21 protein-coding genes are annotated in these 25,990 nt (G+C 70.0%); 13 read left to right on the top strand and 8 right to left on the bottom strand.

What is annotated here, in order from left to right:
* Positions 1-22 precede the first annotated feature (22 nt).
* Positions 23-949, top strand: a complete 927-nt coding sequence (locus tag DOE79_RS02180) for an ABC transporter substrate-binding protein (RefSeq protein WP_120337085.1) — start codon at positions 23-25, stop codon at positions 947-949.
* Between the two features lie 103 nt (positions 950-1,052).
* Here DOE79_RS02180 and DOE79_RS02175 read toward each other — a convergent pair whose 3' ends face one another.
* Positions 1,053-2,117 (bottom strand): M56 family metallopeptidase, encoded by a 1,065-nt coding sequence (locus DOE79_RS02175; RefSeq protein WP_245977075.1) that lies wholly within the window; start codon positions 2,115-2,117, stop codon positions 1,053-1,055.
* Between the two features lie 16 nt (positions 2,118-2,133).
* Positions 2,134-2,517 (bottom strand): BlaI/MecI/CopY family transcriptional regulator, encoded by a 384-nt coding sequence (locus tag DOE79_RS02170; RefSeq protein ID WP_120337084.1) that lies wholly within the window; start codon positions 2,515-2,517, stop codon positions 2,134-2,136.
* 93 nt (positions 2,518-2,610) lie between these two features.
* On the opposite strand from DOE79_RS02170, the gene DOE79_RS02165 reads away from it, so the two are divergent.
* The 4 genes from DOE79_RS02165 to cydC are packed head-to-tail and all read left to right on the top strand — an operon-like array spanning position 2,611 to position 8,431.
* Positions 2,611-4,020 (top strand): cytochrome ubiquinol oxidase subunit I, encoded by a 1,410-nt coding sequence (locus tag DOE79_RS02165; RefSeq protein WP_120337083.1) that lies wholly within the window; start codon positions 2,611-2,613, stop codon positions 4,018-4,020.
* Positions 4,021-4,029: 9 nt separating this feature from the next.
* Positions 4,030-5,034, top strand: a complete 1,005-nt coding sequence (cydB, locus tag DOE79_RS02160; RefSeq protein WP_120337082.1) for a cytochrome d ubiquinol oxidase subunit II — start codon at positions 4,030-4,032, stop codon at positions 5,032-5,034.
* Positions 5,035-5,040: 6 nt separating this feature from the next.
* The gene (gene cydD / locus DOE79_RS02155; protein ID WP_120337081.1) at positions 5,041-6,693 is read left to right on the top strand and encodes a thiol reductant ABC exporter subunit CydD; all 1,653 of its coding nucleotides are present in this window, start codon (positions 5,041-5,043) and stop codon (positions 6,691-6,693) included.
* Positions 6,686-8,431, top strand: a complete 1,746-nt coding sequence (gene cydC / locus DOE79_RS02150) for a thiol reductant ABC exporter subunit CydC (RefSeq protein ID WP_120337080.1) — start codon at positions 6,686-6,688, stop codon at positions 8,429-8,431. Before cydD ends, cydC begins: the two co-directional genes overlap by 8 nt.
* 3 nt (positions 8,432-8,434) lie before the next feature.
* On the opposite strand, the gene DOE79_RS02145 is transcribed toward cydC, so the two are convergent.
* Positions 8,435-9,088, bottom strand: coding sequence for a DedA family protein (locus DOE79_RS02145; protein ID WP_120337079.1), 654 nt, complete (start codon positions 9,086-9,088; stop codon positions 8,435-8,437).
* Between the two features lie 202 nt (positions 9,089-9,290).
* Here DOE79_RS02145 and DOE79_RS02140 point away from each other — a divergent pair, with 202 nt between their 5' ends.
* From DOE79_RS02140 to holA, 5 genes are all read left to right on the top strand, one after another.
* A complete protein-coding gene (locus tag DOE79_RS02140) occupies positions 9,291-10,916 on the top strand; it encodes an anthranilate synthase component I family protein (RefSeq protein WP_245977074.1) in 1,626 nt (541 codons plus the stop codon).
* Positions 10,917-10,972: 56 nt separating this feature from the next.
* On the top strand, positions 10,973-13,579 hold the full coding sequence (gene leuS / locus DOE79_RS02135) for a leucine--tRNA ligase (protein WP_120337078.1): 2,607 nt from the start codon (positions 10,973-10,975) through the stop codon (positions 13,577-13,579).
* A gap of 138 nt (positions 13,580-13,717) precedes the next feature.
* Positions 13,718-14,548: a ComEA family DNA-binding protein gene (locus DOE79_RS02130; protein WP_245977073.1), complete on the top strand. Its 831-nt coding sequence runs from the start codon at positions 13,718-13,720 to the stop codon at positions 14,546-14,548.
* A 9-nt stretch (positions 14,549-14,557) separates the two neighbouring features.
* Positions 14,558-17,095: a ComEC/Rec2 family competence protein gene (locus DOE79_RS02125; protein ID WP_120337076.1), complete on the top strand. Its 2,538-nt coding sequence runs from the start codon at positions 14,558-14,560 to the stop codon at positions 17,093-17,095.
* Positions 17,096-17,121: 26 nt separating this feature from the next.
* Positions 17,122-18,165 carry a DNA polymerase III subunit delta gene (gene holA, locus DOE79_RS02120; RefSeq protein WP_120337075.1) on the top strand — a complete coding sequence of 348 codons (1,044 nt, stop codon included), beginning with the start codon at positions 17,122-17,124 and terminating at the stop codon, positions 18,163-18,165.
* On the opposite strand, the gene DOE79_RS02115 is transcribed toward holA, so the two are convergent.
* The 5 genes from DOE79_RS02115 to DOE79_RS02095 all read right to left on the bottom strand — a co-directional run bounded on the left by DOE79_RS02115 (position 18,162) and on the right by DOE79_RS02095 (position 22,139).
* Complete coding sequence (locus DOE79_RS02115) at positions 18,162-18,917, bottom strand: hypothetical protein (RefSeq protein WP_120337074.1); 756 nt, start codon at positions 18,915-18,917, stop codon at positions 18,162-18,164. The two genes, holA and DOE79_RS02115, sit on opposite strands and share 4 nt — an antisense overlap.
* 130 nt (positions 18,918-19,047) lie before the next feature.
* Complete coding sequence (gene rpsT / locus DOE79_RS02110; protein ID WP_066595159.1) at positions 19,048-19,308, bottom strand: 30S ribosomal protein S20; 261 nt, start codon at positions 19,306-19,308, stop codon at positions 19,048-19,050.
* A 119-nt stretch (positions 19,309-19,427) separates the two neighbouring features.
* Positions 19,428-20,234, bottom strand: coding sequence for an alpha/beta fold hydrolase (locus DOE79_RS02105; RefSeq protein WP_120337073.1), 807 nt, complete (start codon positions 20,232-20,234; stop codon positions 19,428-19,430).
* 1 nt (position 20,235) lies between these two features.
* Positions 20,236-20,877, bottom strand: coding sequence for a response regulator (locus DOE79_RS02100; protein WP_120337072.1), 642 nt, complete (start codon positions 20,875-20,877; stop codon positions 20,236-20,238).
* Positions 20,874-22,139 carry a sensor histidine kinase gene (locus DOE79_RS02095; RefSeq protein ID WP_342767937.1) on the bottom strand — a complete coding sequence of 422 codons (1,266 nt, stop codon included), beginning with the start codon at positions 22,137-22,139 and terminating at the stop codon, positions 20,874-20,876. Before DOE79_RS02095 ends, DOE79_RS02100 begins: the two co-directional genes overlap by 4 nt.
* A gap of 112 nt (positions 22,140-22,251) precedes the next feature.
* Here DOE79_RS02095 and lepA point away from each other — a divergent pair, with 112 nt between their 5' ends.
* The 3 genes from lepA to hemW are packed head-to-tail and all read left to right on the top strand — an operon-like array spanning position 22,252 to position 25,989.
* Positions 22,252-24,105, top strand: coding sequence for a translation elongation factor 4 (gene lepA, locus DOE79_RS02090; RefSeq protein ID WP_120337071.1), 1,854 nt, complete (start codon positions 22,252-22,254; stop codon positions 24,103-24,105).
* Between the two features lie 5 nt (positions 24,106-24,110).
* Positions 24,111-24,758 (top strand): DUF1990 domain-containing protein, encoded by a 648-nt coding sequence (locus DOE79_RS02085; protein ID WP_066595166.1) that lies wholly within the window; start codon positions 24,111-24,113, stop codon positions 24,756-24,758.
* A 4-nt stretch (positions 24,759-24,762) separates the two neighbouring features.
* Entirely contained in the window at positions 24,763-25,989 is a 1,227-nt protein-coding gene (hemW, locus tag DOE79_RS02080) for a radical SAM family heme chaperone HemW (RefSeq protein ID WP_120337070.1), read from the top strand.
* Position 25,990 lies beyond the last annotated feature (1 nt).

Genomic DNA, 25,990 nt, shown 5'->3' with positions numbered 1-25,990 from the left:
GTACCTGAGGAAGGACAACAGCATGTTCACAATCACACGAGGCCGGCTCGCGCTTGTCAGCGCGGTCGCGGTTGGGGCTGTCGTAGCCCTTGCAGGGTGTGCATCCGGCGATCCGCTGGATGAGGGAAGTAACAGCTCCAGCGCACCGGACACCATCGTGGTCGGCTCGCAGGACTACTACTCCAACGAAATCATCGCGGAGATCTACGCCCAGGCGCTGGAGAACGGCGGCTACACCGTCGACCGCCAGTTCCGCATCGGCCAGCGCGAGGCCTACCTCCCCGAAATCGAAGCCGGCTCCATCGACGTCTTCCCCGAATACACCGGCAGCCTGCTGCAGGCCCTCGAGCCCGACGCCGCCGGGGGAACCGCCGACGAGACCTACGCCGAGCTGCAGGACGCCCTCCCAGACGGGCTGGCCGTGCTCGACATGGCGGATGCGACCGACCAGAACTCCTGGACCGTGACGAAGGCCTTCGCCGACACCTATGACCTCACCGACATCGCCTCGCTCACCCAGGTGACCGAACCGATCACCGTCGGCGGAAACTCCGAGCTGGAGACCCGCCCGTACGGACCGACCGCCCTCAAGGAGAAGTACGGCATCGACATCGCCGGCTTCACCCCGGTGGAGGACAACGGCGGGCCGCTGACGGTCAAGGCTCTGGTCGACAACACCATCCAGCTGGCCAACATCTACACGGCCGACCCGAACATCGTCTCCAACGACCTCGTCGCCCTCGACGACCCCGACGGGCTGTTCTTCCCCGACAACGTCGTCCCCGTGGTCTCCGACAAGGTCGACGACGGCGCCGCTGAGATCATCAACGCCGTCAGCGCCAAGCTGAGCGCGGATGTCCTCGTGTCGCTGAACGCCCAGAGCGTCAACGACCAGGCCGCGGCCGACACCATCGCGACCGACTGGCTGACCAAAGAAGACCTGATCTAGCGGCTCAGCTTTAAACGGCTCAGCGGCGCAGTCCTCTGCACCGCACCCGGCTTCACCACGAACGGCCCCGTGATTCCACGGGGCCGTTCGTGCTGCGCTGGCCTCAGGCGCTGACGAGCAGTACGGCGGGCAGCAGGATGAGCCCGGCCGTGGCCACGACCACGGCTCCGCGGCCGAGTGGCGGGAGCACCCGGCCCTGCCCGAGCAGGCGACGGACCCTGGGCGCCACCAGTTCGGCGGACCAATCGGCGGGTGACTCGATGCGCCGCCGGTCACCCAGGCCGTCCACACCGAACCCACCGAGGGCGAGCCCGGTTGCGGCGGCTCCGCTCGGGGCGCCGTCAGGGCTGATCCCGTCGCCGCGGCCGGCAGCAGAGGTGCCCGCCCGCGTCGACGAGGCGGCCGTGCCGTCGATGGGCGCCGTTCCGACCAGCGCTATGGCCGTGGCCAGGGTGCGGTCGTCGACAACCTGCCTGGCCTGGTCATCGGCGAGCATCTCCACGAGCAGGGCTACGGCGGTCTCGGCGCGGTTCGCGATCGGGAACCAGGGCAGGGCGCTGTGCCAGGACTTGAAGGCCAACAGCACCAGGTGGTGCTGTTGACGCAGGTGCGCGCGTTCGTGGGCGACGACACCGCGCAACTGGTCGGCATCCAGCAGGCGCAGCAGACCTCGGGACAGCACCGTGGCCGACCGCGTGGCGCCGGGCAGGCAGTAGGCCACAGGGGCGGCATGGTCGATCACCCGGGTTCCGGTCTCATCGAACGGCATCGGCTCGCTCAGCAGGGCTATCAGCGTGTGGTGACGGCGCCGTTGCCGTTCGGCCCTGACGAAAGTGGCGCCGAGGTTCAACACCAGGTGGGCGGCGAGGATGAGCGCCAGGCAGAGCGACATGACGCCGGCCAAGGTGGCACCCGCCGGCAGGGTGCCTGCCCCCACATGCCTGGCGAGGGCGCCGAGGGCCAGCAGCGGAGTCGGCCCGAACGGGATCAGGCCGAAGACCAGGAGGGAGCCGATCATCGACACGCCGCCGGCCAGGGCGATGGACTGCCACAGGGCCAGCGCGAGTCCGGGCGCGGTTGCCGGCCAGGCCGACGACGCCAGCACGATGGGAAGCGGCCAAGCCAGGATCACGGCCAGGACCATCAAGGCGAGCGCGCAGGTCAGCACGCCGCCGCGACCTTGCCTAGTCCGCTGATGGCGAACCGACGCTCTCGAGGAGCTCGCGCAGCATCCGGGCCTCCTGCGGGCTGACGTCCCCGATGAACCGCGCCAGAGTGGCCGTGCGGTCGCTCGTGGAGCCCAGGACCTCGTGCATGAGCTCGGCGGTGTGTTGGGCACGGGAACTCACGGCCGTGTAGCCGTGCGGACGGCTGCCGCGGTCCCTGGTCACGAAGCCCTTGTTCTCCAGGCGGGACAGCACCGTGAGCACCGTCGTCGTGGCCAGCGGCTTCGTACCGGTGGCGGCGGGATCCAACAGGGCGTCCCGCAGCTCGTTGGCCGACAACGGCCGGTCGGCGGACCACAGCAGGTCCATCAACAGTCTCTCGAGCACACCCAAACTTCCCATGTGCACAAGTTTATCAAGCGAAATGGGTGTTTCTACGGCTCGTAGAATAGTAGTGTTCTACAGCACGTAGAAATCTGAGGTCCGGGAGGGCACATGAACGAGTGGCTTGATCCGTTACTCCTGTCGAGGTGGCAGTTCGGCCTCACGACGGTGTACCACTTCCTTTTCGTGCCCCTCACCATCGGTCTCGTGACGACTGTCGCGATCTTCCAGACCGCCTGGTACCGCACGAACAAGGCCAAGTACCTGCAGCTCACCCACTTCTTCGGCAAGATCTTCCTGATCAACTTCGCCATGGGCGTCGTCACGGGAATCGTGCAGGAGTTCCAGTTCGGCATGAACTGGTCGGACTACTCCCGGTTCGTCGGCGACGTCTTCGGGGCCCCGTTGGCCTTCGAGGGCATCACGGCGTTCTTCCTCGAGGCCACCTTCATCGGTCTGTGGATCTTCGGCTGGGACAAGCTGCCCAAGGGGCTGCATCTGGCCACCATCTGGCTCACCACGGTGGGCAGCATCGCGTCGGCGTACTTCATCATCGCCGCGAACGCCTTCATGCAGAACCCGGTGGCGTACCAGATCAACGAGGTGAAGGGCCGGGCCGAGCTCACCAGCATCGGGGAACTGCTCACCAACCCGATCGCCCTCGCGGCCTTCCCGCACACGATCTTCGCCTGTTTCATGGTCTCCGCCGGCCTGATCATCTCGGTGGCCGCCTGGCACCTGTCCCGCAACCAGCACCTCGAGACCATGCGCCCAGCGCTCAAGTTCGGCCTCTGGATGATGGTCATCGCCGGCGCCCTGACCACCCTGATGGGCGACCAGTTGAGTCTGGCTATGGTCCAGGCCCAGCCCATGAAGATGGCGGCGGCCGAGGCGATGTACCACACGGCCACAGGGGCCAACGCGTCGTTCTCGATCTTCACCCTCGGTACCCCGGACGGCGTCAGCGAACTCTTCTCCATCCGCATCCCGTACTTGCTGTCGTTCCTGTCGACCCACACCTTCGACGGCACGGTGGAGGGCATCAACAACCTCCAGGAGCAGTACGTCCAGCTGTACGGGCCGGGCGACTACTCGCCGATCATCTGGGTGACCTACTGGTCCTTCCGCTGGATGATCGGACTGGGCATCGCGCACATCCTCGTCGCCGTCGGCGGCCTCTGGGTCACCCGCAAGGGGCGCAACCCCAAGACCTGGATCTGGAAGGTCGCGATCTGGTCCTTCCCGCTGTCGCTGCTGGCCATGAGCGTGGGCTGGGTCTTCACCGAGATGGGTCGCCAGCCCTGGCTGGTGTTCGGCCTGCTCAAGACAGCGGATGGCGTCTCGCCGAACGTGAGCGGCCTGGAGATCCTCATCTCCCTCATCGCCTTCACCCTCCTGTACGGCGCCCTCGCCGTCGTGGAGTTCAGGCTCATTCTCAAGGCCGTGCAGAAGGGCCCGGACGACGCACCGGTACCCGACGCTGTGTCCGGCGAAATCAAGCAAACGACCACGGTCTACTAGGAGCTCACCATGGAACTCAATATCCTGTGGTTCTGGATCATCGCCGCGATGTTCATCGGGTACTTCGTGCTCGACGGGTTCGACTTCGGCGTGGGCATGTCGCTGCCCTTCCTCGGTAAGGACGACACCGACCGCCGGGTGCTCATCAACACCATCGGCCCGGTCTGGGACCTCAACGAGACCTGGGTGATCGTGGCCGGGGCGTCCCTGTTCGCCGCGTTCCCCGAGTGGTACGCGACGATGTTCAGCGGTTTCTACCTCGCCCTGCTGCTCATTCTGCTGGCGCTGATCGCCCGGGGGGTCTCGTTCGAGTACCGCCACCAGCGCCCAGAGCTCAAGTGGAAGAAGTCCTTCGACACCATGATCGTGGTGGGCTCCGCTGTACCGGCCCTGCTCTGGGGTGTGGCCTTCGGCAACGTCGTTCGCGGTGTGCCGCTCGATGCCGACTTCAACTACATCGGCACGTTCTTCGACCTGCTCAACCCGTATTCGCTGCTGGCCGGCCTGACCACCCTGCTTCTCTTCTTCACGCACGGCGTGATCTTCGTCTCCACGAAGACCGAGGGCGACATCCGGGTGCGGGCCAGGGCACTGGCCATCCGGTCCGGCGTGGTGACCATCGTCGTCGCAGCGAGCTTCCTGGTCTGGACCACCCTGGCCTACGGCACCCTGGCGTCCGGGATCCTCGCCGCCGTCGCCGCCGTCGCGCTGATCGCGGCCTACCTGGCCAATCTGCGCGGCAACGAGCGCACCGCCTTCGGACTCATGGCCGTGACCATCGGCTTCGCCGTTCTGACCCTGTTCGCATCGTTGTTCCCCGACGTGATGCCGGCCAGCAACGACGTGGCCAACAGCCTGACCATCGAGAACGCCTCCTCGACCCCGTACACGTTGCAGGTGATGAGCTGGACCGCCCTGATCGCGGCCCCCGTGATCCTGGCCTACCAGGGCTGGACCTACTGGGTCTTCCGCAAACGGATCACGCGGACGCACATCGAAGCCGCCGTACACTAGATCGGCATGCGCCCCCTCGATCCCCGGCTTCTCAAACACGCCTCAGCCGCGCGTTGGTTCCTCCTCGTCGGAGCGCTCCTGGGCCTGGCCCAGACCCTCGCCATCGTGGCCTTCGCGTGGCTGCTCAGCCAGAGCATCACCCTGGCTGTCGGCGGCGAATCGTTCGATTCCCTCCGCAGCACCGTCGCGGCTCTGGCCGGGGTGGTGGTCGTTCGGGCCGTGATCGTCTGGTTGCTCGAGGTGGCGGCCAACCGGGGCGCGGCGGCGGTCAAGAGCCAGCTGCGCACCGCTGTGCTCGACCGGCTGGCGGAGCGCGGACCGGACTGGCTGGCCGGGCAGCAGGATGCGCGGATCGCCACGGTGGTCACGAGCGGTCTCGACGCCCTCGACAACTACTTCGCCCGGTACCTGCCGCAACTGCTGCTCACCGCGATCGCCACACCGATCCTGGTTCTGGTCATGCTCTGGCAGGACCCGGCGAGCGGTATCACCGTGATCATCGTGCTGCCGTTCATCCCGATCTTCATGATCCTGATCGGGCAGGCCACCCAGACCGTGCAACGGCAGCAGTGGGACGCCCTGCAGCGGCTGTCCTCGGGCTTCCTCGACGTGGTCGGCGGCCTGGCCACCCTCAAGATCTTCGGTCGTGATCGCCGCCAGGCGGCCCGGCTGACCGGCCTGACCGACGAATACCGCGGACGTACCATGACGGTCCTGCGGGTGTCCTTCCTCAGCGGCTTCGTGCTGGAGCTGGCCGGCAGCCTGTCCGTGGCGCTCATCGCCGTATCCATCGGGCTGCGCCTGGTTGACGGCTCGCTGCTGCTGGGCGTCGGCCTGTTCGTCCTCCTGCTGGCCCCGGAGGCATTCCTCCCGCTGCGCCAGGTGGGCGCGCAGTTCCATGCCGCCGCCGACGGCCTGGCCGCGGCCGAAGAGGTGTTCGCGATCCTGGACGGTGACTCCGGTGCGCAGGCGGGAACCCAGACGTCAGGGGGAGTGGAGCGTGCGACACCGCCCGCCCGGCGCCCCGCGTCCCTCCGCTTCACCGAGGTGACCGTTCGCCGCGGCGACACCGCCACCATCGCCGGGTTCAGCGCTGAGTTCCCGGCCGGTCAGCTGAGCGTCATCAGCGGCCCGAGCGGTGTCGGTAAGTCCACCCTGATCGGCGCCCTGCAGGGTTTTGTTCCCTTCGACGGTGCCGTGTGGCTCGGGACTGAGCGTGTGGCCTCCGATGACCACCGTGAGTGGCTCGCCTGGGCCGGCCAACGCCCCGGGCTGTTCGCCGGCACGATCGCCGCCAATGTGGCGTTGGGGGAGACCGTCGTGGACCACGCCCTCGTGCTCACCGCGCTCCGGCGGGCCGGGGCGGCGGACCTCGACCCGGCCCTGCATCTGGGCGTCAACGGCGCCGGACTCTCCGGCGGTCAGGCGCAGAGGGTCGCCGCGGCCCGGGCCATTTACCGGTGCCTGGCGCGGGATTGCGCCGTCCTGGTGCTCGACGAGCCGAGCTCCGCGCTCGACGAGGCGGCCGAGGCCGCCCTGATCACGGGCCTGCGGCGCCTGGCCGCCCAGGGCCGCATCGTCATCGTCGTGAGCCACCGCGGCGCCTTCGTTGACGCGGCCGAGCACGTCGTCCGCCTGAGCGAGGTCGCGCATGTCTGAGTTCTCACCGAATCGCTCCACCTGGCTGCCGGCACCGGCCGCCCGGTCGATCCTCCGGCTGGCGCAGCCGCCCGCCCGCCGCAGCCTCCCCGGACTCGCCGCCGGCGTGGTCAGCGCGGCCAGCGCCGTGGCGCTCCTCGCCTGCTCGGCGTGGCTCATCACCCGCGCCGCCGAGATGCCGCCCATCATGTTCCTCGGCACGGCCGTCGTCGGCGTGCGCGCCTTCGCCCTGTCCCGCTCGGCCTTCCGCTATCTGGAGCGCCTGACCAGCCACGACGCGGCCTTCCGCCAGCTCGGCGCACTCCGGCTGGGCATCTTCGCCCGGCTCCTGCCGCTGGCCCCGGCCGGGCTGTCGGAAACACGCCGGGGTGACCTGCTCACGCGTCTGGTGCGCGATGTCGACGACCTGCAGGACTTCCCCCTGCGGGTCGTGCAGCCACTCGCTACCTCGGGCCTGGTGGCCCTGCTCAGCGTGATCGGTGTCTGGACTGTCCTGCCGGCTGCCGGCCTCACCCTGGCCCTGTGCCTCGTCGTCGCAGGCGTCGTCGGCGCCCTCGCCTCCGCGGCGCTGGCCGCTCGCTCCGAGCGCGCCCTGGCCCCGCTGCGCGGCGCCCTGGCCGACGAGGTGCTCGAGGTCGTGGAGAACCTGGACGTGCTCACGGCCTTCGGGGCGCTCGAGGCACGCCTGGACGATCTCAGGGTCGTGGAGGACCGGTTGCGCCGCGCGGCACTGCGGCGCTCGACCGGGGCCGGAGTGCAGGCCGCGGTGATCTCGCTCGGCGCGGGAGCGGCCACCGTCCTCGCCCTCATCGCGGCGATCCCGGCGCTGGGCACCGGTGGGTTCTCCGGACCTGCCCTGGCCGTGGTGGTGCTCGTGCCGATGGCGGTCTTCGAGGTCTTCGGGATGATCCCGCCCGCACTGAGCGCCTGGCGGCAGGTGCGCTCCAGCGCAGAACGTGTGGCGACAGCGGTGCCGGAGCAGGTTCCCGCCGAGATCCCCGCCGAGGCTGCGCTGGATGCCGCCGGCGTGACAGCGCCGGTCACAGCCGCGCCGGGCGAGCCGGGCATCCCGCTGCTCGAGCTCACGGGCCTCGGCGCCAGCTGGCCTGGCGCCCTCGCGCCGGCCGTGGCCGGGCTCTCCCTGCGCCTGGACGCCGGCGATCGGGTGCACCTGGCCGGCGCCAGCGGCGCGGGCAAGACGACTCTCGCACAGACCCTGGTGCGCTTCCTCGACTACACAGGGTCGTACCGGGTCAACGGCGTCGAAGCGAGTGACCTGACTCCGTCCGACGTGCGGCAGGTCGTCGGGCTGTGCGAGCAGCGCCCATGGCTCTTCGACGACACCATCCGGCAGAACCTGCTCTTCGCCCGGGAGTCGGCCGACGACGCCGAGCTGCTCACGGTTCTCGACCGGGTCGGGTTGTCCGAGTGGGTGGGCCAGCGCGGCGGCCTGGACGCCCGGGTCGGCGAACGCGGCGCCCTGGTCTCGGGCGGGCAGGCCCAGCGGATCGCTCTGGCCCGGGCCCTGCTCGCCGACTTCCCGGTGCTCATAGTGGACGAACCCACGGCCAACGTCGACACAGGCCTGGGCGACCGGCTCGTGCGCGACATCCTGTCCGCGGCCGCGGATGGCGGCCGGGCCGTGCTCCTGATCTCCCACACCCCGGTTCCGGCCGACCTGATCACCCGCACGGTCACGCTCACGGCGCCCGCTGGGCGGAAGGCGTCCGTGCTCTAGGTCTCACTCCGGGGGAAGCTCGTGTTCCATGAACCGGGCTTCCCGGCGCTTGACCCAGCGCTTGACCAGGGCCACGACGACGGCGAAGACCGCGATGACCGCCACGAACAGGTACCCGGCGAAGTGCAACCGGTCCGAGATACCCCGATAGCCCTCCGCGGCGGCGGCGCCGACGGAGACGTAGGCGAGGGTCCAGATCACGCAGGCGGGAACCGTCCAGCTCAGGAAGGTGCGATAGCGCATGGTGCTCATGCCGACCGTGAGTGGGATGACCGAGTGCAGTACCGGTAGGAAGCGCGACAGGAACACCGCAATGCCGCCGCGCCGGGCGAGATATCGTTCGGCGCCCGCCCAGTTCTTCTCGCCGATGCGCCGGCCCAGCCAGCTCGCGCGGATCGCTGGGCCGAACCGGCGGCCGAGGTAGAAACCGATGCTCTCCCCGGCGAGCGCGCCCAGGATCACTGCGACGACGAGTGCGACGTATTCGACCGGCCCCTCCACAGCCGTGCTGGCGACGATCACGATGGTGTCGCCCGGCACGACCAGCCCGATCAGGACCGAGGTCTCCAGGAGCATGCCCACCCCGGCCAGCAGGGTGCGCACGATAGGGTCGACGGCCCCGACGGCGTCCAGGATCCAGTTGAGTACGTCGTTCACCTCGCCAGCCTAGGGCGTGTGCCTGCGCGGCTGGTGTGCGCTCACGCGGCTCGGGCACACAGGGTTTCCGGATTCTCCTGGCCGTGTTGATCGGTGCGTGCTGGGGCGTCCTCATCGCCCTCGTGACCCACGGACCCTGTCTCTGGCGGAACGGCTGACCTGTCCTTCCGGCCCGTTCCGGCCACGGCTCTAGGCTGGTGGGGTGCCGTCGACCCCCATCCTCCCGCAGCAAGACGACGCCGCGCGCCCGGCGCGGGTGCGGCCGGCTGATGTGTTCTCCCGTCGGCTCCCGTGCTGGATCGAGCCGGCCGTGGCCTTCGACCTGCTGCACGGCGACGCCAGCCATGCCGTGTGGCTCGACGCCGGGGCGGGTGCGACGGCCGGAGTGAGCTATCTCGCGGCGGCCCACGCCGGCTCACTCTTCGTCACAGCGTCGGCGACGGCCGGCACGGTGACCTGCACCCGGCCGCTGGGCGCCACGGATGCGCCGCGCACCACGACAGGCAGCATCTTCGACTTCCTCCGTGCGGATCTGGTGGCCGCCGGGGCCGCTCCGGCGGCCGGCCCCGCCCCTCACGCCGGGGACGGATTCCGGCTCGGCTGGGTGGGCTGGTTCGGCTACGCTCTGGCCGCGCCCTCCGCGACTGACGGCCGGGGTGACCCGACGCCCGGGGCGCCCGACGCCGCACTGCTCTTCGTCGACCGTGCCATCGCCTTCGACCATGCGGCCCGCACGGTCACCCTGCTCGCGCTCACCGGGCCGGACGTCGCCTCGCCCGGCCTCGACGCCTGGGTACGCGACACCGCGAGGGTCCTCGCGACGGGACTCGAGGATGCCGCCCCGTCCGCCGCCACCCTGCCCGACAGTGCACAGTCCGACAGTGCACAGTCCGACAGCGCACAGCCCGGCAGCGTCGCCACGCCGACACGAGGCGCGCACGCCGGGGCATCCGCCGACCCGATCTCGGCTCGCTGGCGGCACGATCCCGTCGAGTACGCACGCCTGATCGGTGCGTGCCAGGAGCGCATCGTCGCCGGCGACGCCTACCAGCTCTGCCTCACCAACGAGGTCACGATTGCCGGCCGCTTCGACCCGCTGGAGGTCTACCGGCGGCTGCGCGCCGGAAGCCCGAGCCACCACGGCGGGCTGCTGAGGTTCGGCCCGTTCGCCCTGCTCAGCGCCTCACCGGAAGAGTTCCTGTCGGTCAGCCCGGCCGGGCGGCTGCGGACGCGGCCGATCAAGGGCACCCGGCCGCGTTCGGCCGACCCCGCCGAAGACCGGCTGCTCCGGGGCGAACTGCTCGCCAGCGACAAAGAGCGCGCCGAGAACCTCATGATCGTCGACCTGATGCGCAACGACCTGGGCCGGGTCGCCGCGCTCGGCTCCGTGGCCGTGACTGCGCTGCTCCAGGTGGAGAGCTACCCGCACGTGCACCAGCTGGTGAGCACGGTCGAGGCCCGCCTGGCGCCGGGCCTCTGCGCCGTCGACGCCATCGAGGCCTGTTTCCCCGCCGGGTCGATGACCGGGGCCCCCAAGGCCAGCGCCATGCGCATCCTGGCCACGCTCGAGGGCGGCGACCGGGGTGTCTACGCCGGGGCATTCGGCTACCTCGGGGTGGACGGCGCCGTCGACCTCGCCATGGTCATCCGCAGCATCGTCCTCGGCCCGGACGGCGCGTCGATCGGCACCGGCGGCGGCATCACCGCCCTCTCCATCGCCGCTGAGGAGATCGAGGAGACCCAGATCAAGGCCCGGGCGCTGATCGCGGCCCTCATGGACTCCGCACCGGCGGCTGAAGCGGCGGATGGCCAGGGTTTAGTAACCTAGGAGCTTGGGCGTCGCCAGCGGCCCGACTTCGCTGCGCAGAACGTCACCTCACCACAATGAATGAGAGCCACGTGGCACACGAGCACGACACCCTGTCCAACGGTCCAGAGGACGAAGACGGCTACGACTTCGCCGCCATCCAGGCGAAGTGGGCTCCCATCTGGGATGAGCTCGAGCCGTTCCGCACGAGCGACCCCGATGACAAGCGCCCGCGCAAGTACGTGCTGGACATGTTCCCGTACCCCTCGGGCGACCTGCACATGGGCCACGCCGAGGTGTACGCCCTCGGTGACATCGTCGCGCGCTACTGGCGCCAGCAGGGCTTCAACGTGCTGCATCCCATCGGCTGGGACTCCTTCGGCCTGCCCGCCGAGAACGCCGCCATCAAGCGCGGCATCGACCCGCGCGGCTGGACCTACGACAACATCGCGCAGCAGAAGAAGAGCATGAAGCTCTACGCGGCCTCCTTCGACTGGTCCCGCGAACTGCACACCAGCGACCCCGAGTACTACAAGTGGAACCAGTGGCTGTTCCTGCAGCTCTACAAGAAGGGCCTGGCCTACCGTAAGGACAGCTGGGTCAACTGGGACCCGATCGACCAGACCGTGCTCGCCAACGAGCAGGTGCTCGCCGACGGCACCAGCGAGCGCAGCGGCGCCGTCGTGGTGAAGAAGAAGCTCACCCAGTGGTACTTCAAGATCACCGACTACGCCGACCGCCTGCTCGACGACCTCAACCAGCTCGAGGGCACCTGGCCGGCCAAGGTGCTCAACATGCAGCGCAACTGGATCGGCCGTTCCATCGGTGCCGATGTCGACTTCGCCATCGAGGGCCGCGACGCCCCGGTCAGCGTCTTCACGACCCGCCCGGACACCCTCTTCGGCGCCACCTTCATGGTCGTCGCGCCGGATGCCGACCTGGCCGCCGAGCTTGTCGCCGACTCCTCGCCCGAGGTGCGCGAGCGTTTCGCCGCCTACCTCGTGCAGGTGCAGAACAGCACCGAGATCGAACGCCAGGCCACCGACCGCGAGAAGACCGGCGTCTTCCTCGAGCGCTACGCCATCAACCCGGCCAACGGTGAGCGGCTGCCCATCTGGGCCGCCGACTACGTGCTGGCCGACTACGGGCATGGAGCGGTCATGGCCGTGCCCGCGCACGACCAGCGCGACCTCGACTTCGCCCTGCGCTTCGACCTGCCCATTCGGGTCGTCGTCGACACCACGGCGCCCGTGACCGGGGTCATCCCGGTCATCACCCCCGGCATGCTGGACGGCTCCGAAGAGCTGCCGGCGCTGGACTCCGACGCTCTCGACCCCGCCCAGTCCGGTACCGCCCTGACCGGCGAAGGACGCCTGGTCAACTCCGGCGCCCTCAACGGGCTCACCAAGGCCAACGCCATCAAGCGGATGATCGACACTCTCGTGGCCGACGGCACCGGGCGCGCCACCAAGAACTACCGGTTGCGCGACTGGCTGATCTCCCGCCAGCGCTACTGGGGAACCCCCATCCCCATCATCCACGGCGAGGACGGCACCGAGATCCCGGTCCCGGAGGACCAGCTGCCCGTACTGCTGCCGCCGACCGACGGCCTCGACCTCAAGCCAAAGGGAACGTCGCCGCTCGGCGGCGCCACCGACTGGGTGAACGTGACGAACCCGATCGACGGCACGCCGGCCAAGCGCGACGCCGACACCATGGACACCTTCGTGGACAGCTCCTGGTACTTCCTGCGCTTCCTCAACCCGACCGACGACACCAAGGCCTTCGACCCGAAGGAAGCCGACAAGTGGGCCCCCGTCGACCAGTACGTGGGCGGCGTGGAACACGCCATCCTGCACCTGCTCTACGCCCGTTTCATCACCAAGGTGCTCTTCGACCTGGGCTACGTCACCTTCACCGAGCCTTTCACGGCTCTGCTCAACCAGGGCATGGTCATCCTCGACGGCGCCAAGATGAGCAAGAGCAAGGGCAACCTGGTCTACTTCACGGAGGAGGTCGACAAGTTCGGCGTCGACGCCGTGCGCCTGACCATGGCGTTCGCCGGCCCGCCTGAGGACGACATCGACTGGGCGGATGTGTCCCCGGTCGGATCGGCGAAGTTCCTGGCCCGCGCCTGGCGCGTCGCCCGCGACGTCACGAGCGCCCCCGAGGTGGAGTGGAAGACCGGAGACGTGGCGCTCCGCCGCGTCACCCACCGCTTCCTCGCCGACGCCCCGTCGCTCATCGAGGCGTTCAAGTTCAACGTCGTCGTGGCCCGCATGATGGAGCTCGTCAACGCCACCCGCAAGGTCATCGACACCGGCGCAGGCGCCGGGGACGCCGCCGTCCGCGAGGCGGCCGAGGTGACCGCCATGGCCCTGAACCTCTTCGCGCCGTACACCGCGGAGGACATGTGGGAACGCCTGGGCTACGACCCCTGCGTCGCTCTCGCACAATGGCGGAAGCCAGACCGCAGCCTGCTCGTGGCCGAGTCCGTCACGGCCGTGGTGCAGGTCGACGGCAAGGTGCGCGACCGCCTCGAGGTGTCCCCGAAGATCTCCACCGACGACCTGGAGGCTCTCGCTCGTGCGTCCGCCGCCGCGATCCGGTCGATCGGCGATCGCGAGATCGTCAAGGTGATCGTGCGGGCACCGCGCATGGTGAGCATCGTCACCAAACCGTAGCAACAAGCTCAACCGCGCCCGCCCCGGCCGTGGCGCACCACACGCCGGCCCCGCCTCCACAGGCGAGGCCGGCGTCGTCTTCTCCCCAGGGTGGTCGGCGTGGGTCCCGCACCCGGTGCCGGTTCCTAGCCTGCCGGTATGGACCTCGACCCGTTCGACAGCCTTGCGCCCGCGTCGCGACCCGGGAGCCCGGGCTGGCGCGCCCGCCTCCGTGAGCCCGGTAGGGCCCGGATGCGCATCGGCGTGGGCGCGGCCGTCGTGTTGCTGCTCGCGGCCCTGGGGATCGCCGTCGCAGTGACGGCCGTTGGACAGGTGGGCCACAGCGTGGAGGTCGCCGCGAACCGGGGCCAGGCCGGCTCGACTGCCTCAGGGGTGGTCACCTCCGGTCCCGACGGGCCGGCGGCAGACGCCGGCGATCCGTCCGGCGCGCCGGACTCATCCGGAGCGCCCGCAGCGGGGGAGGACCGTACCGGGGACGGCTCGACGGGACCGGCTGCCGCCGGGGCGCCGGCGATCTTCGTGCACGTGCTGGGCGCGGTGGCGCACCCCGGTCTCTTCGAGGTGCACGACGGCGCCCGGGTGGTCGACGCGGTGGCGGCCGCCGGCGGGCTGCTGGCCACGGCCGACCAGGCCGGCGTGAACCTGGCCCGCCTGGTCTCCGACGGCGAGCAGCTCTACGTACCGGCCCAGGGCGAAGTCGTGGCGGGCGCGCCCCCGGTGGCCGCCGGCGGCGCGACCACCGACGGCGGCTGGGGCGGAACCGGTAGCGGAGCGGCCGTCAAGGTGAACCTGAACACGGCCACGCTGGCCGATCTGGACACCCTGCCGCGGATCGGACCGACCATGGCCCAGCGCATCCTGGACTACCGCGACGCCCAGGGCCGATTCGGCAGCATCGACGACCTCCGCAACGTGACCGGGATCGGTGACAAGACCTTTGCCGCGCTCCAGGACCTGATCACGGTCTGAGCGACAGGCATGAGCGGCACGGCGTCCCGTCTCCGCGTGGGGCCCGGTCGCGTCGACCTCCGTCTGGTGTTCCCCGCCACGGCCTGCTGGGCGTCGGCCGGACTGGTGGTGGCCGCGCCAGGGGACGCCGCCGCCACCGCGATCGTCCTGGGCGCGGTGGCGGTGGTCACCCTGGCCTGGGCGGTCGGGCACGGCGCCGTCCGGCACGTGAACCAACGCGCCGGCGGTCCCTCGTGGCCAGCCCGGCTGCCCGGCACCGTGGCGGTCTGCTGTGCGGCGGCTGCGCTGGCCGGTCTTGCCGTGGCGGTGCAGGCACCGGCCCGGTATCCCGACGGTGTGCGCACCGTCATCGCCGAACACGAGAAGGTCACTGCCCGGCTCACGGTCGCCTCCAGTGCCGTGCCCGGTCCGCGGGCTGCCTTCGGCGGGGCACCACAGCTGCGTTTCCGGGCCACGCTCACCGCCCTGGAGGATGAACGGAGCTACGCGCCGGCGCCCACGTCGGCCGAGACGGTCGGTACCGGCCGCACCGGATTGGTCGTGCCCGTCGTGGTCTTCGCGCGGGTGGCTGAGTCTCCGCCGAGGATCGGGGAGGAGATCCGGGTGTCCGGGACCCTTGTGGCCACCGATCCCGGTGACGCCGCGGCGGCCCTGCTGTTCGCCCGGGACGCCGCCGAGGTGCTGAGCCCGGCTCCCTGGTGGCTGGCCTGGGCCAACGACCTGCGTGCGGGATTCGCCGCCGCGTCTGGGACGCTCCCCGGGGACGGTGCCGCGCTGCTGCCCGGGCTGGCCATCGGCGACACGTCGGCGGTGAGCGAGGACCTCGACAGCGCGATGAAACTCAGCTCCCTCAGCCACCTCACGGCCGTCTCCGGCGCGAACTGCGCGATCGTGCTGGCGCTGGCGCTGCTGGCCGCCGCCGCGCTGGGCCTCGGCCGGCTCTGGCGGATCGGCGCCGGACTGGCGGTCCTGGGCGGCTTCGTGATCCTGGTGACCCCAGAACCCAGCGTGGTGCGCGCCGCGGCCATGGCCACCGCGGTGCTCGTCTCCGGCTCGATGGGCCGGCCCGGCCGGGGCCTGTCCGCCCTGGCCCTTGCCACCCTCTGCCTGCTCATCGGGGATCCCTGGCTGTCACGCAGCTACGGCTTCGCACTGTCCGTGCTGGCCACGCTCGGTCTGCTGCTGTTCGCGGCGCCCCTCGGCCGCCGCCTGGCGCTGTGGCTGCCCCGCCCCGTCGCCACGGTCCTGGCGATCCCGCTCGCCGCTCAGCTGGCCTGCCAGCCCGTCCTGGTGCTGCTCAGCCCCACTCTGCCTGGCTACGGCGTACCGGCGAACCTGCTCGCGGGCCCCGCTGCACCCCTGGCCACCATCGTGGGCCTGGCCGGATGCCTTCTTGCGCCGTTTCTGCCCTGGCTCGCCACAGCGCTGATCTGGCTGGCCTGGCTGCCGGCCACCTGGATAGCGGCGGTCGCCCGCACGAGCGCAGGCCTGCCCGGCAGCAGCCTGCCCTGGCTGGGCGGACCCGCAGGGGTGCTGCTCACGGTGGTCTGCACCGCGGCGGTGCTGGGCCTGCTGCTGCACCGCACCCCGCTCGTGCTGCGTATCCTGAGCGCCGGCCTGGTCTGCGTGACCGTGGGCTGCACCCTGGGCACCCTGGTCGGCACAGGGCTCGGGCGTGCGGCGGTGTTCCCCGCCGACTGGCAGATCGCCGCCTGCGACATCGGCCAGGGCGACGCGGTGCTCGTGCGCGACGGCGACCGGGTGGCGCTGGTGGACGTCGGTCCGGACCCGGCGCTCCTGACCCGCTGCCTGGACACCCTGGGGATCGACACCGTGGACCTGCTCGTGCTCACGCACTACGACCTGGACCACGTCGGCGGACTGGACGCGGTGATCGGCCAGGTGGGAACCGCCCTGGTGGGGGTGCCGGAAAACGCCGAGGACGCCTCGCTGCACACCCGGCTGGCCGAGGGTGGGGCCGAGGTGCGGGAAGCGGCGCGGGGAGACAGCGGCGCCCTCGGTGGACTCTCCTGGCAGATCCTCTGGCCGGTCCGGGGATCGCCGCTCATGCAAACGGGCAACCCGGGAAGCGTCACGATCCTCTTCGACGGAGCCGGCATCCGGTCCGTGTTCCTCGGCGACCTGAACGAGGAGGCCCAGGACGCCCTCCTCGCCGCGGGGCCGATCGGACAGGTCGACGTGGTGAAGGTGGCCCACCACGGCTCTCGCGACCAGAGCTCCGCGCTCTACGCGCACCTGCGGGCGTCGGTCGGACTGATCTCGGTGGGCGCCGACAACGGCTACGGGCACCCGACCCTGTCGTTGCTGGAGGTGCTCGCCTCGACGGGCACGGCCGTGGTGCGCACCGACCAGGAGGGGCTGGCCGTGGTCGCCCCCACCGCCGGGACGTCCGCCGTGGGCCAGACGAGCACGGGGGAGACGACGCCGGGAGCGGCGGGCCGCGCCGCGCTCCGGGTCTGGACCGAACGGATCGACAACACCCCGGTGGGCGGCACCAGGGTCGGGAGCGTCGGGGGCTCCGGTTAGGCTGGAGCGGTAGCGAAGGGAGCCGCGTGGCCGCACGAACAACCGCACAGGCACGAACCGGCAAACCGGCCGCCAAGGCGAGCGCAGCGAACATTCCCCAGCTCGCCTGGCACCAGGTGCGACCGGCACCCGTGGTGCTGGTGTCGGGCACCGAGACGTTCCTCGCCGACCGCGCCATCCGCTCGTTACGGGACTTCCTCAAACTGGAAGATCCCAGCCTGGAGGTCAGCGACATCCAGGCCGACAGTTACGCCCCAGGCGAGCTGCTCACCCTGGCGAGCCCGTCGCTCTTCGGTGAGCCGCGGATGATCCGGGTCAGCTCGGTGGAGAAGTGCAGCGACACCTTCCTCACCGAAGCCATCGACTACCTGCAGAACCCCGCCGATGACACCTACGTCGTGCTTCGCCACGGAGGGGGAGTCCGGGGAAAGAAGCTGCTCGACACCATCCGCAGCGGAGTCGGCGGCGCCGTCGAGGTGGTCTGCGCCGAACTCAAGAAGGACTCGGACAAGCACGACTTCGCGACCGCGGAGTTCCGGTCTGCCGGGAAGCGCGTCACGCCGAGCGCCCTGCGGTCCCTCGTGGCCGCCTTCTCCGACGACCTCGCCGAGCTGTCGGCGGCCTGCCAGCAGCTCATCGCCGACACCGGCGCCGAGGTGACCGAGACCACGGTCGACCGCTACTACGGCGGCCGGGTCGAGACCAATGCCTTCAAGGTGGCCGATTCCGCGATAGCCGGCCGGCTGGGGGAGGCGCTCGTGACCCTCAGACACGCGCTGTCGTCCGGGGCCGACCCGGTGCCGATCGTGGCCGCGTTCGCGAGCAAGATCCGCACCATGGCCAAGGTCTTCGGCGCCCGCGGGGGTTCCGCTCAACTGGCGGCCAGCCTGAGCCTGGCCCCGTGGCAGGTGGAGCGCGCCCAGCGTGACCTGCGCGGCTGGTCGGACGAGGGACTGGCCCGGTGCATCGTGATGCTCGCCGAGACGGATGCCGCGGTCAAGGGCGCAGGCCGTGACCCGGTCTTCGCCCTCGAACGCCTCGTGACGGTCATCGCCAAACGCGGGGACTAGGGGCGGTCGGACACCGTGACCGAGTCGCGGTTCAGGTAGATCCAGACGCCGTCGGTGTACTCCGGGTCGCCGCAGGTCTCTCCGCTGACCTTGACCGGCAAGATCGTGGACGACCCGACCAGGTCGGCCTGGGAGGCCGTCGCCTCGAACGATCCGGGCAGCGTCGGGCAGTACTCGAGTTGCACCCGGCCGTAGAGGTCCGTGAACTGCACCATGATCCGCTGGGTGGGCCCGGGCAGCACCACCGCGAGGAGAACCGCCAGGGCAGCCAGGGCCAGGCCGACAAGCCCGAGCACCGCGCCGAGGATGGTGAGGCCCCGCCCGGCAGGCATCCGGGAGTCATCGTGGGCATGCCCAGAGGAGGGCGAGGTCGGAAGGGATGCGGCGAAGAGCACGCAGGCTCCCGCCAGCACGAGCACAAAGCCCAGGAGGCCGGCGAAGACCCAGGAGCTGAGCCCTGAGTACGCCGACACCTGGGGTGCGAATCGGAGCCCGGCCGCGATGACGGCGGCGGCGACGGCGAATGCGGCGCCGAGCAGCCCGGCCTGGCGACGCCAGGGGGAGGAGCCGGAGGCGACCGGTGGTGCAGAAGCCGGACCGCCGGTGCCTGGGCTGGGCTGGGCTCCGCCGGGTTGCTCGCTGCCGGGTTGCCCTCCGCCGGGCTCACCCACGGTGGGGTGGGCCGCGCTCGGCGGACCTCCGCTGGTCTCTCCGGGAGAACTCGTGGCCCCGGCGGCCTGTTCGCTGGTCACGTCGACACCATAGCGTTGGCGGGCCGAGCCGGAAAGGGCCTGAGGTGTACGTCCGGACACACAGAAAACCCCCGCCGGGGGCGGGGGTTTGTCTGTGTGGCGCCTCGTCAGAGAGCGCCGTGAGGCCGAGTTAGAGCGCGTTGACCGACTTGGCGATAGCGGACTTCTTGTTCGCTGCCTGGTTCTGGTGGATGACGCCCTTGCTGACGGCCTTGTCGAGCTTCTTGGAAGCAACGGCGAGGCTGGCGACAGCCTTGTCCTTGTCACCGGCGGCGACGGCGAGGCGGGTTGCCCGGATGGCCGTCTTGAACTCGCTCTTGACCGCCTTGTTGCGCTCCTGCGACTTCTTGTTCGTGAGGATCCGCTTGATCTGCGACTTGATATTTGCCACGTTTTTTACGCTTTCGTTAGGTTCTTGTTCGGATGGGCCGCCCGGTGATAGAGGGCACCGTGCGGCGAAAATCGTGTGGGGTGGGACCCAACACGCAAGCCAACAGGCAACGATACCAGCTATCCGGGCCGACCATGCACCGAATCGGGGTGATCCCGGCGAAGATCAGCCTCGACCTCGGCGATGATGCCTCGCAGGATCCTATCGAAGGCGTGCGGGCGGTGCAGGCTCACGAGGTGACCGGCCCCGGGAACCGTCACCAGGGTGCCCTGTCTGGTTGCGGCCAGGAAACGTCTCTGATGCAACCTGAAGTGGTCCCACGCGCCGTTGACCAGCCAGACCCGGCCGGGATACCTGTGCAGGTCGGCAACGGGAGTGAGGGTCCCGGTCGCGCCGAGACCGGCGTCCATGACGTCCAGGGCGACGCCGCCCGCCAGGACATCCGTGGCTCCGGGTTCGGGGAGCATTCGCCTGACCAGCACGGTATGCAGGGCCAGGCCCCGGTCCGGAAGACGGCGAATAGACCTGGCCAGTAACCGGTAGCCGGCGAGCCCAGGGCCGCTCGGCTGGAAGGAACTGCCCGCGGCGACAAGGGCGATGACCTTCTCCGGGTGCAGGGCGGCATACGCGATGGTCCAGTATCCGCCCAGTGACAGTCCGACCAGAAGCGCAGTGCCGCCCAGGGCGTCGACTCCGGCGTCGATGGTGGCGAGCGCCGCCGCTGCCGTGAACGGCTCACCGAGTCGTGCTCCATGGCCGGGCAGATCGATCGCGAGCACCGGATGACCCGCCGCCTCCAGCCACTCCAGTTGGTGGCGCCACATGGTCGCCGAGGTGCGGATACCGTGCACCAGCAGCACCGGGACCGGGCCGGCGAACGGACCGGCGACCGGTAGGTCGGCGCCGGGCCGATCGGCCTCGGTCATCTCAGGCCCCCCTAATGGTCCCCGACGCGCGGGCACTGGCGACGGCCGAGGTACGCGAACCCACCCCGAGCTTGCCGAAGATGTGCACCAGGTGGGACTTCACGGTCGCCTCGCTGAGGAACAGGTCCTGCCCGATCTGCCGGTTGGAGCGTCCGGCGGCGACGAGCCCGAGCACCTCGACCTCACGCGGGGAGAGCCGGCTCTCCGGAACCCGGGAGCGGTCGGCCAGGCGGGTCACGATGGCCGGCGCGAGGGCGCTCTGGCCGGCCGCGGCCGCGCGAACGGCCGTGATGAGCTCGGCCGGCGGGGCGTCCTTGAGCAGGTAGCCGCTGGCGCCGGCCTCGATGGCGCCGAGGATGTCGGCATCCGTGTCGTAATTCGTCAGGATCAGCACGTGAGGGGCGCCGGGAACCGCGCGCACCCGGCGGGTGGCTTCGGCCCCCTGCATGGTGGCACCGGGCAGCGCCCCGCCGAATTGCAGGTCCATGAGCACGACATCGACCTGTCCGGACGCCGCCAGCGTCACCGCCTCCTCGGCCGTGCCGGCCTCGAGCTCCACGACCAGGTCGGGCTCCGCGCCGAGCAGGGCCCGCAGGCCCGCCCGTACCACGGGGTGGTCATCGGCGAGCAGCACCCGGATCATGCCGCCACCTGCCCGGTCGGGAAGGTGACCGCAACGGCCGTGCCCTGACCCGGCGCAGACTCGAGCACGAAGCTGCCGCCGAGTTGCTCCACCCGTTGCCTGATCGCGACCAGCCCGAACGAGTCCGGGCTCTGGGCGGCCGCATCGGTGAGCGTGAACCCCCGGCCGTCGTCGACGATGTCCAGGGTCACCTCGTCGGTCATGTAGCTCAGCGTGATCTCGGCGCGATGGGCGTCGGCGTGCTGGGCGACGTTGGCCAGCGACCCCTGAGCGATGCGCAACAGGGTGGTTTCCAACGACATGGGCAGGGCCACGGCGTCCCCGGTGACGTGCAGGCTCACCCGGGTGGCCCGCCCATCGGTGGGCGTCGGGCGCTCCATCGAGGCCGCGAGCCTGGCCAGGGCGCCGGGCAGGGTCTGGGTATCCAAGGCCGGCGGGGTGAGTTCGCGGATGAACCGACGGGTCTCCTGCAGATTCGCCGCCGCCGTGTCCCTGGCCAGCCGTAGGTGGTCGAGGGCGGCCGGGTCGGTGACGGTGCGCTCGGCCGCGTGCAACAGCAACTGGATGCTCGAGAGCCCCTGCGCGACGGTGTCGTGGATCTCGCGGGCCAGCCGCTGCCGCTCGGCGAGGGTGCCGGCATCCCTGGCGGTGGCGGCGAGCTCGGCCCGGGTGGCCAGCAGGTCGTCGATGAGGCTCTGCCGTTCGCCGGCCTCCCGCAGCAGCGCCCGGTAGCCGAGCCCCACCGCGACGGCCACACCGGCGGCCACGAGCGGCCCCAGGGTCGCGCCCAGGCTCAGGCCCACATGCAGGCTCATCGACCAGATCGTGAGGAACACACTCAGCAGCACCAGCGGAATGCCCGCCCGGAGGGGCAGCACGTGCAGCTGGAGGAAGAACAGGGGGAAGACGATGAACGCGGCGTCCTCGGTCAACAGCGTCAGCGCGAGCCACTCCACGAGCAGCAACGCCATCCAGACCGGCACGACCCAGCAGCGCGGCCGCGTGCGGGCCAGGCGGCCGCCGGCGGCGTAGCTGGTGAGGAACACCAGCGCCAGTGCCACGATGAGCGCCGCATCCGGGGCCGCGTCCCACAGAGTGAGCACGATCACCAGCCCGGTCAGGGCAACGATCAGCACGTGCAGACCGATGCGCAGCCCCGAGAACACCGGGGTCAGTGCGGAGTGTGGCAGGCCGTCGCCGATGCTGGTGGGCGGGGTGGGATCCCTCGGGGTCGGGGTGGCGGCGACGGTGAGGCTGGACATGGTGATGCCAGCATAATCAGGCCGTGCGCAGCCTGCATCCGTCGAATGGATGAGCGAGCCGGGCCGAGGCAGGTCACCCCGATGCTGCGAGGCATGGGAGAATTGGGCCATCATGTCACCGAGAGCAATCAAGGCGCTGGAACCGGCCGCAACCGCCCCCGCGTTCATCCGTAACTTCTGCATCATCGCGCACATCGACCACGGCAAGTCCACGCTGGCCGACCGGATGCTGCAGATCACCGGCGTCGTCGACGACCGCTCCATGCGTGCCCAGTACCTGGACCGCATGGACATCGAGCGCGAACGCGGCATCACCATCAAGAGCCAGGCCGTGCGCATGCCGTGGGAGATGGACGGCCAGACCTACGCGCTGAATATGATCGACACTCCGGGCCACGTCGACTTCACCTACGAGGTCTCCCGCAGCCTGGCCGCTTGCGAAGGCGCCATCCTGCTCGTCGACGCCGCACAGGGCATCGAAGCCCAGACGCTGGCGAACCTGTACCTGGCTCTCGAGAACGACCTCACCATCATCCCGGTGCTCAACAAGATCGACCTGCCGGCCGCCGACCCCGACAAGTACGCCAAGGAACTCGCGAGCCTCATCGGCGGCAGCCCCGACGACGTGCTGCGGGTCTCCGGCAAGACCGGCGTGGGCGTGTCCGAGCTGCTCGACCGGGCCACCAGTCTGATCCCGGCTCCGGTCGGCGACGCGAACGCCCCGGCCCGCGCGATGATCTTCGACTCCGTCTACGACAGCTACCGCGGCGTCGTCACCTATGTGCGCATGATCGACGGGCACCTCAGCCCGCGCGAGAAGATCCAGATGATGTCGACCAGAGCCACCCACGACATCCTCGAGATCGGCGTCACCAGCCCCGAACCCACGCCCAGCAAGGGCCTGGGCGTCGGTGAGGTGGGTTACCTGATCACCGGTGTGAAGGACGTGCGCCAGTCCAAGGTCGGCGACACCGTCACCACTGCGGCCAAGCCCGCCACCGAGGCGCTGCCGGGCTACACCGAGCCCAAGCCCATGGTGTTCTCCGGCCTCTACCCGATCGACGGCAGCGACTACCCGGCGCTGCGCGAAGCGCTCGACAAGCTCAAGCTCTCGGATGCGTCGCTGGTCTACGAACCGGAAACCTCCGTCGCGCTGGGCTTCGGCTTCCGCTGCGGCTTCCTGGGCCTGCTGCACCTCGAGATCATCACCGAGCGCATCGACCGGGAGTTCAACCTCGACCTGATCACCACCGCGCCCAGCGTGATCTACGAGGTCACCACCGACGACAAGAAGACCGTCACGGTCACGAACCCGAGCGAGTTCCCGAACGGCAAGATCGCCGTCGTCGAGGAGCCCATCGTCAAGGCCGCGATCCTCGCGCCCAAGGACTACGTCGGCGTGATCATGGAACTCTGCCAGGGCCGCCGCGGCACCCTGCTCGGCATGGAGTACCTCGGTGAGGACAGGGTCGAGATCCGCTACACGATGCCGCTGGGCGAGATCGTGTTCGACTTCTTCGACCAGCTCAAGAGCAAGACCGCCGGCTACGCCTCGCTGGACTACGAGCCCATCGGCTCGCAGGAGGCCGACCTGGTCAAGGTCGACATCCTGTTGCAGGGCGAACAGGTCGACGCCTTCAGCGCCATCGTGCACCGCGACAAGGCCTACGACTACGGTGTCCTCATGACGGGGCGCCTCCGCAAGCTCATTCCGCGCCAGCAGTTCGACGTGCCCATCCAGGCCGCCATCGGCGCCCGCATCATCGCCCGTGAATCCATCAGCGCCATCCGCAAGGACGTTCTGGCCAAGTGCTACGGCGGTGACATCTCCCGCAAGCGCAAGCTGCTCGAAAAGCAGAAGGAAGGCAAGAAGCGCATGAAGATGGTCGGCCGGGTCGAGGTGCCGCAGGAGGCGTTCATCGCCGCGCTCTCCGGCGACGAACCGCCCAAGAAGGAAAAGAAGTAACCGTCATGCGCCGCTCGACCTTCACCGACGCCGCCGTGACGTACGCCGCCATCGGCGGCACCCTCGCGTCCGACCTCATGCGCTACCCGCCGAAGGGGCACCGGCCGCTCGAGCGCACCGTGCGCCTGGGCAGCGGCGAGGAACGTTTCCGGGCGGCGACGACGTCGCTGATGACCTGGGGCATCCAGCGTGGCAGCGGCATCGAGGTCACCGACCTCGACGCCGGAACCGGCGTGCAGTACACCGGCATCGTCTTCACCGACGACGGCACCCCGGCGCCCAACCAGGAGCACCCGGTGAACGAGGCCACCTTCGCCGAGGACGGCACCCCCTTCATCAGCAACGGCATGACCGGCGTGCTCAAGATCCCGAACGGCCCCTTCACGGTCGCCGCACCGGTCCGCGTGGTCTACGTCATCGATGAGGCCGACAAGATCGGCTTCGCCTACGGAACCATGCGCGGTCACCCGCAGAACGGCGAGGAAGCGTTCATCGTGGACCGCCGTCCGGACGACTCCGTCTGGCTGACGATCCGCTCGTTCTCCCGGCCGAGCACCTGGTACTACCGTCTGGCCTGGCCGGTCCTGCGCTTCCAGCAGGAACGCTACACGCGCCGGTACCTGCGCGCCCTGCATCCCGTCGGGATGGCCTGACCGGATGGCTGGACCGCATCCGGTCGGTGACCCCGCCCCCCTCGACGGGCTGCTGCCGGCCTCGGCCGGAGTCGGCGCGGACGAACGCGACTTCGGGGTCTACCTGCACGTGCCGTTCTGCAAGGTGCGCTGCGGCTATTGCGACTTCAACACCTACACCGCCACCGAGCTGCGCGGGGTGAAGCAGAGCGACTACGCCAGCCAGGCCGTGTCGGAGGTCGAGTCCGCCGCGCGCATCCTGGCCGCGTCGGGCGTGGAGAGCCGGCCCGCAGCGACGGTCTTCTTCGGTGGCGGCACGCCCACGCTGCTGCCCGCCGACCACCTGGTGCGGATGCTGCACGCCGTGCGGGACACCTTTGGCATTGTGCCGGGTGCCGAGGTGACCACCGAGGCGAACCCGGACTCGGTCGACGCCGCTTACCTCCTCCAGCTCAAGGCCGCCGGGTTCACCCGGGTGTCCTTCGGCATGCAGTCGGCCGTGCCGAGCGTGCTCGCCACCCTCGAGCGCACGCACGACCCCGAGCGGGTTCCGCTCGTCGTGCAGTGGGCCAGGGACGCAGGCCTGGACGTGAGCCTCGACCTGATCTACGGCACCCCGGGGGAGACCATCGAGAACTGGCGGGCCAGCCTCGACCACGCTATCGCTCAGAACCCCGACCACATCAGCGCCTACTCGCTCATCGTCGAAGACGGCACCAAGCTGGCCAGGCAGATCCGCCGCGGCGAGCTCGTGCAGCCCGACGAGGACCTGCAGGCCGACTTCTACGAGCTGGCCGACCGGCTCCTGGCCGAGGCCGGCTACGGCTGGTACGAGGTCAGCAACTGGTCCAGGGGCACGGAGCATCGCTCCCGGCACAACCTCTCCTACTGGAGGAGCGCCGACTGGTGGGGTGTGGGCCCAGGGGCGCACAGCCACATCGGCGGGGTGCGCTGGTGGAACGTCAAGCACCCGGCGGCGTATGCGGACCGGATCCTCGCCGGGCATTCCCCGGCGGCCGGACGCGAGACTCTCGACGACGACACGCGCGAGCTGGAGCGGGTGCTATTGCTCACCCGCATCCGCGAGGGCATCCCCGTGGCGACGTTGACGACGGCGGGGCGCCGCGAGGTGGCCGGCCTGATTGCCGACGAACTCATCGACGCGAGGGCGGCGATCGGCGGCACCATCAAGCTGACCCTGCGCGGGCGGCTCCTGGCCGACGCCGTGGTGCGCCGCCTCCTCACCGACTAAC

The organism is Cryobacterium soli (assembly GCF_003611035.1).
GTDB classification, from domain to species: domain Bacteria; phylum Actinomycetota; class Actinomycetes; order Actinomycetales; family Microbacteriaceae; genus Cryobacterium; species Cryobacterium soli.
The sequence above is the reverse complement of the archived record's forward strand: the minus strand, read 5'-3'. Positions and strand labels throughout refer to the sequence as shown.